The following is a 13735-nucleotide window of genomic DNA, read 5'->3' as shown; positions in this document are numbered from 1 at the left end:
GCAATGGTTCGACAAAACGAACGTATATGTGACAGGTACGACATGCTGATAGGCTACATGCGGGTATCGAAGGCGGACGGCTCCCAGGCTACCGATTTGCAGCGCGACGCGCTGATTGCCGCCGGGGTCGATCCAGTACATCTTTACGAGGACCAGGCATCCGGCATGCGCGAGGATCGGCCCGGCTTGACGAGCTGCCTGAAGGCGTTGCGAACTGGCGACACACTGGTCGTGTGGAAACTGGATCGGCTCGGACGCGACCTGCGACATCTCATCAACACCGTGCACGACCTGACTGGGCGCGGCATCGGCTTGAAGGTATTAACCGGGCACGGCGCGGCCATCGACACCACGACCGCCGCCGGCAAGCTGGTCTTTGGCATCTTCGCCGCCCTGGCCGAGTTCGAGCGCGAGTTGATCGCGGAGCGCACGATTGCCGGCCTAGCCTCGGCCCGCGCGCGCGGGCGGAAAGGCGGCCGGCCGTTCAAGATGACCGCCGCCAAGCTGCGGCTGGCGATGGCGGCAATGGGTCAGCCAGAGACCAAGGTCGGCGACCTGTGCCAGGAACTTGGCGTCACGCGGCAGACCCTGTATCGGCATGTTTCACCCAAGGGTGAGCTACGTCCAGATGGCGAGAAGCTACTCAGCCGAATTTGATGCCGGCATGAGGCAACGTAGCGACAGCGTGGTTTGTCTCAATGGGAAGCGCTCATGATCGATCTTTGAAGGCCCGCAGCAGTCGTGTCACAGACAGGACGAACAAACCGGTCAGCGTGAGGGCTGCGATACCCCAGTACTCTCCGATGAACGCGCCGGCCGTCGTGCCGGCCAGCACAATGGCGAGAATCGGCAAATGGCAGGGACAGGTGAGCACGGCCAGCGCGCCCCACAGGTAGCCGGTGATCGGTTTGTGCGTCTCGGACGGCAAGCGCTCGGGGCTGTTCATGGCAGACTCTCCGCGTGCTGTGCCGGCTCGGTCGGCATGGTGGCCAACTGCACCTCCAGATCGGCCAACGCTTCGCGCCGACGCTCGACGAACTGGCGCAGAACGGCAAGCTGCGCGGCCGCTTCATCGCCGTCCGCAGCATCCAGCGCCCGGCACAGCCGCGCCAGCGCGTCCAGGCCGATGCCCGCCTCGAAGGCCGCCCGCACGAAGCACAGCCGTTGCAAGGCGGCATCATCGAACAGGCCATAGCCGCCCGGGGTGCACGCCACCGGACGCAGAAATCCGCGCAGCAGGTAGTCGCGCACGATATGCACGCTCACCCCGGCATCAAGGGCCAGCCGGGACACGGTGTAGGCGCTCATTGAAAACCTCCTTTTTTTATCCAGCGCAGCAGGAAAGCTGCTTCACGTCCTTGTTGAAGGTCTGCGCCGCAAGCTTCAACCCCTCGACCATTGTCAGGTAGGGGAACAACTGGTCGGCCAGTTCCTGCACCGTCATGCGGTTGCGGATGGCGAGCACCGCCGTCTGGATCAGTTCGCCCGCTTCCGGGGCCACCGCCTGCACGCCGATGAGCCGTCCGCTACCTTCCTCGATGACCAGCTTGATGAAGCCGCGTGTGTCGAAGTTGGCAAGCGCTCGCGGAACGTTGTCGAGTGTCAGCGTGCGACTGTCGGTCTCGATGCCATCGTGGTGCGCTTCCGCCTCGCTGTAGCCCACGGTGGCGACTTGCGGGTCGGTGAACACCACTGCCGGCATCGCGGTCAGATTGAGGGCTGCGTCGCCGCCGGTCATGTTGATCGCGGCACGGGTGCCGGCGGCCGCTGCCACGTAGACGAACTGCGGCTGGTCGGTGCAGTCGCCGGCCGCGTAGATGTTCGGGTTGCTCGTGCGCATGCCTTGGTCGATAACGATGGCCCCTTGCGCATTGACAGTGACCCCCGCCGCGTCCAGCGCGAGGCTGCGCGTATTCGGTGCCCGACCGGTGGCAACCAGCAACTTGTCAGCGCGCAATTCACCGTGTCCGGTGGTCAGCACGAATTCGCCGTTCACATGGGCGACCTGGCTGGCTTGCGTGTGCTCCAGCACCTCGATGCCCTCGGCGCGGAAAGCGGCTGTCACGGCCTCGCCGATGGCCGGGTCTTCCCGGAAGAACAAGGTGCTGCGTGCCAGGATCGTGACCTGGCTGCCGAGCCGGGCAAAGGCTTGCGCCAGTTCCAACGCCACCACCGACGAACCGATCACGGCCAGGCGTGCGGGAATGGTGTCGCTGACAAGCGCTTCGGTGGAAGTCCAGTAGGGTGACTCTTTCAGGCCCGGAATCGGCGGCACGGCCGGACTGGCACCGGTGGCGACCAGGCAGCGGTCGAACGTTACCTCGCGCTCGCCACCCTCGTTCAAACGGACGACCAGGCTCTGGTCGTCCTTGAAACGCGCTTCACCGTGCAAAACGGTGATGGCTGGATTGCCGTCCAGGATGCCTTCGTATTTGGCGTGCCGCAGTTCATCGACACGGGCCTGCTGCTGGGCCAGCAGTTTGCTGCGGTCAATCGCAGGCACAGTTGCCGCAATACCGCCGTCGAACGGACTTTCCCGGCGCAGATGGGCAATATGGGCAGCGCGGATCATGATCTTGGACGGCACACAGCCGATATTGACGCAGGTGCCGCCGATGGTGCCGCGTTCGATCAGCGTGACCGTCGCGCCTTGCTCGACGGCCTTCAGCGCCGCCGCCATCGCGGCCCCGCCGCTGCCAATGATGGCGATATGCAAACCGGCGCCCTCAAGTGCATCACGGATTTTTGGTTCATCTTTGAAATCACCAACCCGGATCGAGCCTTGATAACCCAATGCGGCGATGGCGGCCAGCAGTTGGTTGTGGCTCACGGCGGTGTCTGCCATGACTTGCGCGCGGCTTTCTGGATAGGACACCACAGCGGCATTCACGCCGGGAATCTTTTCCAAAGCATCTTTGACATGGGTGGCGCAGGATGTGCAGGTCATGCCATTCACGGTGATTTCGGTCATTTTTTTACTCCATTGAATTTCGGGGTGCAGCAGGCATCGGCTTGGCGTTTTCGTTGGATGGCGTAGATGGTCAAGCCGATGAAAATCGCCAGCGCAGGCAGCAGCACATAGTCCAGATAGCCGGTCAGCGCGGACAAGCCGACCACACCGAGCAAAATGACCAGAACAGGGGTGAAGCAACACAGCGCCACGAGGGTTGTGCCAATGATGCTGACCCGCAGCAGTGTCTTCGGGTCTTTCATGATCAGTTCTTGACTGATGATGGGTAGCCCGCATCCTCGGTAGCCTTGGTCAGTTTCTGCACGCTGGTCTTGGCATCATCGAAGGTGACCACCGCTTCGCGCGTCTCGAAGGTCACGTCAACTTTACTGACGCCATCGACCTTGGAAATCGCCTTCTTGACAGTGATCGGACAGGCCGAGCAGGTCATGCCCGGTACGGACAGCGTAACGGTCTGGGTGGCGGCCCACACGGGGGCAACAACGGCAGCGAGGGCAAGGGCGGAAAGCAGCTTTTTCATGGTGAACTCCTGTGATCAATAGAAAAATGGCACGACGTAGGGAAATCCGAGCGCGACCAAAACCAGCACGGCCACGCCCCAGAAAATGAGCTTGTAAGTAGCTCGCACTTGGGGAATCGCGCAAACCTCACCCGGTTTGCAGGCGGCTGACGGCCGGTAGATGCGCCGCCAGGCGAAGAACAACGCCACCAGCGCCACGCCGATAAAGATGGGGCGATAGGGTTCCAACACCGTCAAGTTGCCGATCCAAGCGCCGCTGAACCCCAAGGCGATCAGAACCAGCGGCCCGAGGCAGCAAGCCGAGGCGAGGATGGCGGCCAGCCCGCCAGTGAAGAGCGCGCCGCGCCCGTTTTGAGGTTCAGACATACGTTTGTCCTTTCGAATCTGAATTGGATAGCTTAAGCTTACTTCCGTAGTTATGTACGGAGTCAAGCGATATGGAAAACAATTTGGAGAACCTGACCATTGGCGTTTTCGCCAGGACGGCCGGGGTCAATGTGGAGACCATCCGGTTCTATCAGCGCAAGGGCTTGCTCCCGGAACCGGACAAGCCTTACGGCAGCATTCGCCGCTATGGCGAGACGGATGTAACGCGGGTGCGCTTCGTGAAATCAGCCCAGCGGTTGGGCTTCAGCCTGGATGAGATCGCCGAGCTGCTGCGGCTGGAGGATGGCACCCATTGCGAGGAAGCCAGCAGCCTGGCCGAGCACAAGCTCAAGGACGTGCGCGAGAGGATGGCTGACCTGGCGCGCATGGAGGCCGTGCTGTCTGATTTGGTGTGCGCCTGCCATGCGCGGAAGGGGAACGTTTCCTGCCCGCTGATTGCGTCACTGCAAGGGAAGAAAGAACCGCGCAGTGCGGACGCGGTGTAGCCCGAGGGAACTACGCCTTAGCGTGCTTTATTTTCCGTTTTCTGAGGCGACTCCAACGTCAGAAAAGACCGTGCGGTCGACTTTTGATATTTCGTGCTGTCGCCTTCTGAAAGTGACACCAAGGCCCCGCAACGCGGGGCTTTTTTTGTCTCAAAACGCTTTCTCAAAAAAACTTTCTCAAATACCCTCGGGAGAACGAAATTTGAGAAGAAGGCCATGACCCACAGAACCCAGACCGCTAATCAGGTGGTCACCTGATGTTGATTGGCTACGCTCGCGTCTCAACTGTCGATCAAGACTTACGCCTCCAGCTCGACGCACTACAAGCGGCTGGATGCGACAAGGTTTTCACCGATAAGGCCAGCGGGAAGAAACTAGACCGCGCCGGCCTGATAGATGCACTGGCTTTCGCCCGCGAGGGTGACACGCTCGTCGTGTGGAAGCTGGATCGCCTTGGTCGTTCAATGAAAGGGCTGGTTGACCTTGCTGCCGAACTTGATGCGCGGAAGGTCGATCTTCGTTCGCTCACTGACGGTATCGACACCAAAGGAACCGCTGGACGCTTTTTCTTCCACGTCCTTGCCGCTATGGCGGAAATGGAGCGGGAATTGATCCTGGAGCGAACCAGGGCCGGCCTGGAAGCCGCTAGGCGTAGCGGAAAGGTCGGTGGCCGGCGTCCGGTAATGACCCCAGCAAAAACCGAGGCAGCACAAACGTTGCTGAGCAACGGGATGGACGCCAAGGAGGTGGCCATGTCCATCGGGGTATCGTTGCCAACTCTCTATCGACACCTGCCGGCGCGGGATCGGGAATAGGCCTCCGGCCGACCTGGCGTGAACCTGGACGTGATGAACAACTCCCACGGGTCAGGTAATGCGCCCCTGAAACCGCGTGTGTAGAGGGGGTGACAATTTGTCAGGGGGGACGCACGGATCGAGGTGGCCACCGACAAACTGGCGCGCTCCTGGACGTGATGAACAACTCCCACGGATCAGGTGATGCGCCCCTGAAACCGCGTGTGTAGAGGGGTGACAATTTGTCAGGGGGGCGCACGGATCGAGGTGGCTACCGACAAACTGGCGCGCTCCTGGACGTGATGAACAACTCCCACGGATCGAGGCGCTGGCCTTCGCCTGCTGACGCGAAGACGAAAAAAAGCCCTCAAGGCGAGGGCTTTGTAATAGGACGATCAGCGAGCGCGGTGCCACAGAAGTAGACGTGAGGGGGTGAGCACCTGGGCGAGTCTTGCGACTCCAGCCTGCCGCTGACCAAAGGTACAGCGGCGGCGATTCTACCACAGCGCTTTACCCCTGCGCCCGGTAATGACGTACAACACGTCAAAACCCAGCTGGTCGAGACTGGCCAAGGCCACCGCATCCGGGCAGCTCTTCCCTGCTTCGTAGTAGCACCAGGTGCGCCGGGAACAGCCAATCCTGGCAGCAGTCTCGGTGCCAGTCAGGTTGAGTCGAGACGCTTCCAGGGCTAAGCGCCGGCCGACAGCCTCTTTCACAGGGTATGCGCCTTTTTCGCTTGCAGCTTGGCCCCTTCCTCCTGGCTCAGCTCTGCTTTGACCTTGCCAACACCTCGGCTATAGGACACCTCGTAGCACTTGCCCACTACCGGCTCCTTCTCGAACAGCTTGCGATCATGCTGGACGATTCCCTTGGGGCCGAACTGATAGACATGCTTCTGGTCAACGTGCAGCACCTGTCCACCGTAGGTTTGCGGGTGGACGTTCTTGGCTGGATTAGTGGCGTCGCTCAGTTGGTGGATGCCTTTAGGCAATCCTGCCTCTGGCTGTACCTTCATGGTGACCCAGCCCGGTTCTCCATCTTTCCCCGCACCAGGTACAACCTGGTCGATCTGACGGCTGCCATTCAGCACTACGATTTTCACGCTGCCTTCGGGCTTCATGAGAACGCCGGCATCGCCGTTATTGCGGTTTGCAATTTTCATTACCACTTCAACTTCTCCTTGTTAGCGCGACATTGCCCGTCGCGGTTGTTGCTTCTCTGCCTGCGTCTGAACTTGCTCGAGGCGTTTCTGCTCGATGCGCTCCTGGTGCTTCTCGATGGCTAAGCCAACCTCCGACCGCACCTGGCGATCCAGGGCCTCACGGCCGAGGCTGCTTTTGGTGGCCAGGTCGTTGAAGTCCGTGAAACGCTTCATCTGGTTGATAGCTTCTTGTTGCTCAGGGGTCAGCTTATTGGCGCGGGCCTTCTCCGGGTCGATGGGTTCCACTCCAGCCGGATAGGCTTGCTCGCCTGGTGCGAAGATCGGAAAGATGGCCTTGCCTTCTACCGACTTCGCCGCTTCCTGGGCCTTAGTTCGGCCTGGGTTCTTGCCGTCAATCAGCTCCTGGTGAAGATCGTTGTCCCCGGCAATCAGAATTGGCTTGTCGGGGAACTGCTCGCGCATCTGCGCGGCGACATGGGGAAGGTTGCCCGAGTCAAACGCCGCAACGGTTGCGTAGCCAAGGCTTTGGGACAGCGTATCGGCCGTGGCATAGCCTTCGCCGATCACGATGGCAGGAGCTGCTTGCAGAGCCTCCAGGCCAGCGCCGCCGACGACATGGAAGTTCTGGTGTTTCTCGGTGCCCTTGGCAAACATCTTCGTGCCGTTGGCGCGAATTGACTGCGCAGCCTTGAGGTTGCCATTGCTGTCCTGTGCGGTCAGCAGCAAGTCGCCGGCTGTGAAGACCAGATTATCCGGGTTGGCCTCGCGCAGCGCCTTCGACTCCCTAGCATTTTTCCCAATGAGGATGATCGAATCGGCAGGCAAGCCCGCTGTGTCCGCAGGTACAACCTTGAGGTCGCCGGGCCTGGCCTCCTTGTTCTGGAGATAGGTGTGATCCGCTGTTGCTTGTGGTGCGATCGCCAGCAGTTCGCCGATCGCCTTAACTGCGCGGGCTTGATTCACCAGCCGCTCTTGCTCTCGCTGGGCTTGCCGCTGCGCAGCTTCGGCATTGAAAGATGCTTTGTCGCCCTCGCTGAGCGCGTAGCCCTTGGCTTTCCAGTTTGATTGGAAGCCTGTGCGGTGGTTCTGAATCGTACCTGCAGGAACGCCTTTCTCGCCGGGTTCCAGCTCGAACCCCCGATAAGCTCCCGAGGTGTTGCCCTTGCTTCCCCCCTCGACCGGGACTCGGTGCCATTTGCCGTCCATGATGGGGTGCTCTCCATCAACCACTAGGCCGGCTTCCTTCATGACCTGGGCGAACTCTTCTCGCGGCTCCATCGCGGGGGCCTGGCGAACTTGGTTCTCTGGCAGCCACTTTTGTAGCTTCTCCAGGTCTGCGCCAGGCTGCGCGTACCAGCATTTAGTCTGCTTATCGAAACCGATGGCGGGACGGCCGCTCTGTAGCTTGCCAGCGACCTGTTTGGCCTCGTCGCGCTGCTCGTATGGAACAGCCAACCAGGTCTTTTCCTTGGCCACGCTGGTACTGCTCTGCTCGCTACGGGCCTCGCTCTTTTCGAGTTCGGCTATTCGCCGCTGCATTTCAGGATCATTTAGAGCAAGCGCCACCTCGGCATTTTTTCGCTCTTCTTTGGCCGCAGAAATGTCCTCGTCAGTGCTGTTCGGGTTTTGTCGCACCTGCGCTTCTCGCAGTCGTGCTTGCTCGACTGCTTGCTGCATATCATCAGCCTGAACCAGCCCCTGGCCCTGGAGCACTTCGCGCCGGTCGCTGACCGCATCAGTAGCATCGAATATCTGCTTCTCTACCTGGTCAACATCCTGGTACATGGCTTCGGCGGCTGGCTCATGGCGCTGCCAGAACGGGTTGTTGTTGCCCATTGGGTGCATCGAATCCAGAACACTCTGCACAGTGTCTAGCTGCCGCTCGTTCATCCGGCCAATGGCAGGGCGAAGGTCGCTACTCAGCTTGTCCAGCACCCATTGCTCGGCGGTCAGTTGCTGCTGTGTGATTTCCTGTTGGGGCAACTGCTGTCCCTGCTCCATTTTGGCCTCCTGCTGTTCCTGCCGATGCCGGGCTGTGGCGATTGCAGAGTTGAGGGCGTTCGTCTGCCACTCATCATCCGAAGTCATGCCAGTGCCTGGAACTCGCTGCCCCTCGATGCAGCTCACAGCTTTACCGTCGCCGCTGTGCAGCTCGCTATGTACTGGGATCAATTTTCCGTCTGTATCCTGGTACTCGACGCGAATATCCGCCTCGTACTCGCCAGCATTCGACCAGCGAAGCATTGCCTTGAGGCCGTTAGCTTCGGCAGTGCGCTCCAGGGTCTGCCACGACTCCAGGGCGCTGTATCCAGGATTGGCGTTCTTGTGGGCTTCCTGGATATGGGCCAATACCTCGGCCTGCTCTTGGCCTAGCTGCGCGGTGTCCACCTGGTGGTCTTGAACTTGCTGCTGTTCAAACGCCAGGACGAAAGCCTGGATTTTCTCGGCATCCGCGGCTGCCCGGAAGATCTCAAGTGGATCTTCTTGCAGCACCTTGATCCATGACCCGACATACGCAACGTGCTGACCAGGATCGTGGCCAATACCCAGCTCGTTGCCCAGGATCATGCTGGAAATCTCTGCCCGCAACTCTTCCTTGGCGTACCCCTCCGACCCGAATGGGTTGGACAAGTCACGGTCAAGCCGCGAAGGGTGGCCAGTCCAATGCCCCAGCTCATGCAGTGCGGTCGCGTAGTAGTTGTCGGCCGAGGGAAACTGGCCGCGCTCGGGCATGGTGATGCTGTCGGTTGATGGCCGGTAAAACGCCCTATCACCGCCTGCATGTGTGATGCGCGCCCCTGATTGTTGCCGCTGACCGAAAACTGACCCAGTAGAGGCTGTTCTGCCGACTGAAAACTGACCCAGGTGTTCAACTGCTTCTGCTCAATTTTTGAGCAGGAGAACACAGGGTGATCAGTATGGAAATGATGGGCAAAATTCGCCGGATGTATTTCCGCGACAAGCTGTCGCTGCATGAGATAGCCAAGCGCACCGGGTTGGCGCGCAACACGATTCGCAAGTGGGTCAGAGCACCTGAGGCCAAGCCGCCGGTCTACCAACGCCGCGCGATCTTCAACAAACTCAGCCCTTTTCACGCCACGCTGGAGCAGGCGCTAAAAGCCGATTCGCTGCGGCCCAAGCAACAGCGGCGCAGTGCCAAGGCGCTGTTGGCGCAAATCAAAGCCGAAGGTTATGACGGTGGCTACAGCCAGCTCACCGCGTTTATCCGTGCCTGGCGAGGGGGACAGGGCAAGGCGTCGCAGGCCTTTGTGCCGCTGACCTTTGCTCTTGGCGAGGCGTTTCAGTTTGACTGGAGCGAGGAAGGCTTGCTGGTCGGCGGCATTTACCGGCGTATGCAGGTGGCACATCTGAAGCTGTGTGCCAGCCGTGCGTTCTGGCTTGTGGCGTATCCGAGCCAGGGCCATGAGATGTTATTTGACGCCCATACACGCTCGTTCGGCTCCTTGGGCGGCGTGCCGCGCCGGGGCATCTACGACAACATGAAGACCGCCGTCGACAAGGTCAATAAGGGCAAAGGCCGGGCGGTGAATGCGCGCTTTGCGGTGATGTGCGCGCATTACCTGTTCGATCCGGACTTCTGCAACGTCGCCGCTGGTTGGGAAAAGGGCATCGTTGAAAAGAACGTGCAAGACAGCCGCAGGCGTATCTGGCTAGACGCCCAGGACTGCCAGTTTCACTCCTTCGAGGAACTCAATGCCTGGCTGGGCCAGCGCTGCCGCGCGCTTTGGAACGAGCTGACGCACCCTCAATACAGCGGGCTGAGTGTGGCCGAAGTGCTGGAGTTGGAGCGCGCTGAACTGATGCCTGTGCCAGCGCCATTCGACGGTTACGTCGAGCGGCCTGCGCGGGTCTCCAGCACCTGCCTGGTCAGCGTCGGGCGCAACCGCTACTCGGTGCCGTGTGAGTATGCGGGTAAGTGGGTCAGCAGCCGTTTGTATCCGACGCGAATCGAGGTGGTGGCTGACGACGCGCTGATCGCCAGCCATGTCCGCTTGCTGGATCGCGACCAGGTCAGCTATGACTGGCAGCACTACCTCCCGCTGATCGAACGCAAGCCCGGTGCGCTGCGCAACGGCGCGCCCTTTGCTGATCTGCCGGCGCCGCTGCGTCAGCTTAAGCACGGTCTGGGGCGTCATGCCGGCGGTGACCGGATCATGGCGCAAGTTCTGGCTGCCGTACCGGTCGCCGGGCTCGATGCGGTGCTGGTGGCTGTTGAGCTGGTACTGGAAAGCGGCAGCCTGAGCGCCGAACACATCCTCAATGTCGTGGCGCGCCTGGCCGCGACCGAACCACCACCCAGCGTCGAAACCCACTTGTCGCTCAAGGAAGCCCCCGTCGCTAACACGGCGCGCTACGACCGCCTGCGTGGCCAGACCGAGGAGATCGGTCATGCGTGATTTGATGGCGGAACTCAAGGAGCTGCGCCTGCACGGCATGGCCACGGCCTGGGCGGAGTTGACTGCGCAGGGTGAGTCGAACACAGCCTCGTCCAAGTGGCTGCTCGAACACCTGCTGGAACAAGAGCACACAGATCGCGCCATGCGCTCGGTGAGCCACCAGATGAACATGGCCAAGCTGCCGATGCACCGCGACCTGGCCGGCTTCGACTTCAGCGCCTCCAGCGCAGACGCTCGTTTGATCAGCGAACTGGCCAGTCTGGCCTTTACCGACACCGCGCAGAACGTGGTGCTGATCGGTGGGCCTGGCACCGGTAAAACCCACCTGGCCACTGCGCTGGCCGTGTCCGGCATCACCCGGCACGGCAAGCGCGTGCGCTTCTACTCCACGGTCGATCTGGTCAATCTGCTGGAGCGCGAAAAGCACGACGGCAAAGCCGGGCGGATCGCCCAAGCTCTGCTGCGCATGGATCTGGTCATCCTCGACGAACTGGGTTATCTGCCCTTCAGCCAGGCCGGCGGTGCGTTGCTGTTTCACCTGCTATCCAAGCTGTACGAACACACCAGCGTGGTGATCACCACCAACCTGAGCTTCGCCGAATGGTCGAGCGTGTTCGGCGACGCCAAGATGACCACCGCCCTGCTGGATCGGCTGACCCACCACTGCCACATCGTCGAAACCGGTAACGAGTCCTATCGCCTGCAACACAGTAGCTTGGCGGCCCAGGCCAAGATCAAATCACGGGAGCGAAAGCGTAAGGGCGGCCAGGAACCGGAGGACGATGAGCCGTTCTGATTTCATGGCGACGACGGCCTGCTACATGGCTGCGTGTGGCAGGTCTTAAACAACTGAACTGGGCTAGCGAAGGAGTGGGGGCAACAGCAGCTGCGCTGGTAGACTTATCCACAGTTGCTGGTAACAAAATCAGCAATCCGCCCTGGGTCAAATTTCAATCGGCAGGGTGGGTCAATTTTCCATCAGCGCCAACACACTAAGCAACCATCAGAAAATTTTGACTGTACGCCAAAAAATTCGCATCTACCAGCATCTAAACAGGCGTTGCAGGGCAATCGCATGAACGCCTGCCGATTTGAATGAGTCCTTTCCCAGCGGGCATCCTGAGCGCCTCTCTACTCAGGATGCCCTGCAATGTCGCATCACATACCAATCTCCGATGTTCTGGTCGCCATCAATGATCCCCGTCAGCAGGGCAAGATTCGTCACGACCTGGTCGAAACACTGGTCGTGGCTATCTGCGGCGTGCTTGCCGGCGCTGACACCTTCATCGAAATCGAACTCTGGGCTGAGCAGCGGCTGGACTGGTTCCGCCGTATTCTGAAACTACCCCACGGCATTCCCTCACACGACACCTTTGGACGGCTATTCAGCCTGATCGATCCAGAGGAGTTCGAGCAGGCCTTCCGCTGTTGGGTTGCGGCGATCCTACCGGCCCTTTCTCCGCAAGTGGTTGCCCTAGACGGCAAGACCAGTCGCCGCTCCGGCAAGAAAAACACGGCCCCGTTGCACCTGGTCAGCGCTTTTGCGGCTGATTCAGGGCTGATTCTCGGGCAGAGGGCGACCTCCCAGAAGTCCAACGAGAAGACCGCCATTCCTGAGCTGCTGGCCACACTGGCGCTTGAGGGCTGCACCGTGACGATCGATGCCATGGGTACCCAGCCGGACATTGCACAGGCCATTCTCGATCGCGGGGCGCACTATCTGCTGGCCATCAAGGGAAACCAGCCGAAGCTGGCCGAAGCGATCGATGACTTCGCTGACACCTTTTTGGACGGCGATCCTGCCCGGGTACCCCATGCGCACTTCGAGCATGTCGAGAAGGACCATGGCCGGCTGGAGGTTCGTCGCTGCCATGTTTTCGACCAACTCCAGTGCCTGCCACAGCCAGAACGCTGGCCAGGACTGCGCACTTTCGTGATGCTGGAGTCCGAGCGGACTGTGGGCAACCAGACCAGCCTGGAGCGCCGTTACTACATCAGCAGTCTTGCTCCGGATGCAGAGCGCATCGCACATGCCATCAGGGCGCACTGGGGCGTGGAGAACCGCGTCCACTGGTGCATGGATGTCATTTTTGGTGACGATCAGATGCGGATCCGAACCGGGCATGCTGCCCACAACATGGCCGTTCTCAAGCAACTTACATTGAATTTGATCCGGTTGGATCCGGTCAAGCGCAAGGGTGGCATCAAGGCACGAAGGCTGATTGCTGCAACCTCTGATGATTATCGGGCTGAACTATTAGGTCTCAGGTGAGCTTCATGCGATTGCCTTGACAGGCGTTGTTGATTATCATAAAACACTGACACTGTATTATATAATCGTGCTTTTGTGTTATTTTTTTAATATTTACTGATTACGTACTTGCTTAACCACTCAGTTGCGCTAGAACTAATAGACGCGAAATTTAAATCTCTAATTTTCCAACACTTAGTAAAACCTCGTTTGCCATCCCACTACCATTGTAGGAGCAAATCAGGAGACATAAAAAATTAGCGGTAGCGTGCCTGGCCCTCTAGATAAGTATTGGAGACTGTAATGAAGTTTGAAAAGTCACAGACAGCAATCGACCACCTGACTCCCGAGCAACACCGAATTACCCAGGAGGCGGGCACCGAAAGGCCCTTCACGGGCGAGTACAACGACAACAAGGAGCCTGGCATCTACGTCGACATAGTGTCGGGAGAGCCACTGTTCGCTTCGACGGACAAGTTCGATTCGGGTACTGGCTGGCCCAGCTTCACCAAGCCGATCGTTTCGGCAAACGTGAACGAGGTGCGGGACAGCGCACACGGCATGGTCCGGACGGAGGTCAGGTCAGTACACGCAGACAGTCATCTCGGCCATGTGTTCCCCGATGGTCCTTCCGACCGCGGCGGTCTGCGGTACTGCATCAACTCAGCGTCCCTTCGCTTCATCCCGCGCGACGAGATGGAGTCCGAGGGATACGGTGAATATCTCGATCAAGTAGAGGAGGCTTAA

At 59.9% G+C, this 13735-nt stretch carries 16 protein-coding genes; 7 read left to right on the top strand and 9 right to left on the bottom strand.

From position 1 onward, the window contains the following. The first annotated feature begins 42 nt into the window (after positions 1-42). The gene (locus M5G20_RS29295) at positions 43-657 is read left to right on the top strand and encodes a recombinase family protein (protein ID WP_000904941.1); all 615 of its coding nucleotides are present in this window, start codon (positions 43-45) and stop codon (positions 655-657) included. A 52-nt stretch (positions 658-709) separates the two neighbouring features. Here M5G20_RS29295 and merE read toward each other — a convergent pair whose 3' ends face one another. The 6 genes from merE to merT are packed head-to-tail and all read right to left on the bottom strand — an operon-like array spanning position 710 to position 3857. Beyond that, a complete protein-coding gene (gene merE, locus M5G20_RS29290; RefSeq protein ID WP_001087809.1) occupies positions 710-946 on the bottom strand; it encodes a broad-spectrum mercury transporter MerE in 237 nt (78 codons plus the stop codon). Continuing rightward, positions 943-1308, bottom strand: a complete 366-nt coding sequence (merD, locus tag M5G20_RS29285; RefSeq protein WP_010466447.1) for a mercury resistance co-regulator MerD — start codon at positions 1306-1308, stop codon at positions 943-945. The genes merE and merD overlap by 4 nt, the downstream gene beginning before the upstream one ends. 16 nt (positions 1309-1324) lie before the next feature. After that, entirely contained in the window at positions 1325-2971 is a 1647-nt protein-coding gene (gene merA, locus M5G20_RS29280) for a mercury(II) reductase (protein WP_000136268.1), read from the bottom strand. Beyond that, entirely contained in the window at positions 2968-3213 is a 246-nt protein-coding gene (gene merF, locus M5G20_RS29275; protein WP_000654684.1) for a mercury resistance system transport protein MerF, read from the bottom strand. The genes merA and merF overlap by 4 nt, the downstream gene beginning before the upstream one ends. Positions 3214-3215: 2 nt before the next feature. Then, entirely contained in the window at positions 3216-3491 is a 276-nt protein-coding gene (gene merP / locus M5G20_RS29270) for a mercury resistance system periplasmic binding protein MerP (protein WP_000735441.1), read from the bottom strand. 15 nt (positions 3492-3506) lie between these two features. Next, positions 3507-3857, bottom strand: a complete 351-nt coding sequence (merT, locus tag M5G20_RS29265) for a mercuric ion transporter MerT (protein ID WP_001294667.1) — start codon at positions 3855-3857, stop codon at positions 3507-3509. Positions 3858-3928: 71 nt separating this feature from the next. Between merT and merR the strand changes: the two genes are divergently transcribed. Both merR and M5G20_RS29255 read left to right on the top strand, forming a co-directional pair. Continuing rightward, on the top strand, positions 3929-4363 hold the full coding sequence (gene merR / locus M5G20_RS29260; RefSeq protein WP_000429838.1) for an Hg(II)-responsive transcriptional regulator: 435 nt from the start codon (positions 3929-3931) through the stop codon (positions 4361-4363). Between the two features lie 257 nt (positions 4364-4620). Continuing rightward, a complete protein-coding gene (locus tag M5G20_RS29255) occupies positions 4621-5178 on the top strand; it encodes a recombinase family protein (protein WP_010466470.1) in 558 nt (185 codons plus the stop codon). 476 nt (positions 5179-5654) lie between these two features. Here M5G20_RS29255 and M5G20_RS29250 read toward each other — a convergent pair whose 3' ends face one another. The 3 genes from M5G20_RS29250 to M5G20_RS30410 are packed head-to-tail and all read right to left on the bottom strand — an operon-like array spanning position 5655 to position 9184. After that, positions 5655-5873 (bottom strand): helix-turn-helix domain-containing protein, encoded by a 219-nt coding sequence (locus tag M5G20_RS29250; RefSeq protein WP_273921997.1) that lies wholly within the window; start codon positions 5871-5873, stop codon positions 5655-5657. Then, the gene (locus M5G20_RS29245; RefSeq protein ID WP_010466474.1) at positions 5870-6319 is read right to left on the bottom strand and encodes a KfrB domain-containing protein; all 450 of its coding nucleotides are present in this window, start codon (positions 6317-6319) and stop codon (positions 5870-5872) included. The genes M5G20_RS29250 and M5G20_RS29245 overlap by 4 nt, the downstream gene beginning before the upstream one ends. A gap of 21 nt (positions 6320-6340) precedes the next feature. Next, positions 6341-9184, bottom strand: coding sequence for a zincin-like metallopeptidase domain-containing protein (locus M5G20_RS30410; protein ID WP_435829613.1), 2844 nt, complete (start codon positions 9182-9184; stop codon positions 6341-6343). 53 nt (positions 9185-9237) lie between these two features. Here M5G20_RS30410 and istA point away from each other — a divergent pair, with 53 nt between their 5' ends. From istA to msrB, 4 genes are all read left to right on the top strand, one after another. Next, positions 9238-10737, top strand: a complete 1500-nt coding sequence (istA, locus tag M5G20_RS29230; RefSeq protein ID WP_024012635.1) for an IS21-like element ISPst3 family transposase — start codon at positions 9238-9240, stop codon at positions 10735-10737. Beyond that, entirely contained in the window at positions 10730-11533 is an 804-nt protein-coding gene (gene istB, locus M5G20_RS29225; protein ID WP_010454871.1) for an IS21-like element ISPst3 family helper ATPase IstB, read from the top strand. Before istA ends, istB begins: the two co-directional genes overlap by 8 nt. A 354-nt stretch (positions 11534-11887) precedes the next feature. Then, positions 11888-13009, top strand: coding sequence for an ISAs1-like element ISPa60 family transposase (locus tag M5G20_RS29220; protein WP_010455375.1), 1122 nt, complete (start codon positions 11888-11890; stop codon positions 13007-13009). A gap of 282 nt (positions 13010-13291) precedes the next feature. Then, positions 13292-13735, top strand: coding sequence for a peptide-methionine (R)-S-oxide reductase MsrB (msrB, locus tag M5G20_RS29215; protein ID WP_003464965.1), 444 nt, complete (start codon positions 13292-13294; stop codon positions 13733-13735).

It is taken from the genome of Pseudomonas sp. TNT2022 ID1044 (assembly GCF_028656895.1).
GTDB lineage: Bacteria > Pseudomonadota > Gammaproteobacteria > Pseudomonadales > Pseudomonadaceae > Aquipseudomonas > Aquipseudomonas reinekei.
Note: the sequence above shows the minus strand (reverse complement) of the source record. Positions and strands in the feature narration are given on the sequence as shown.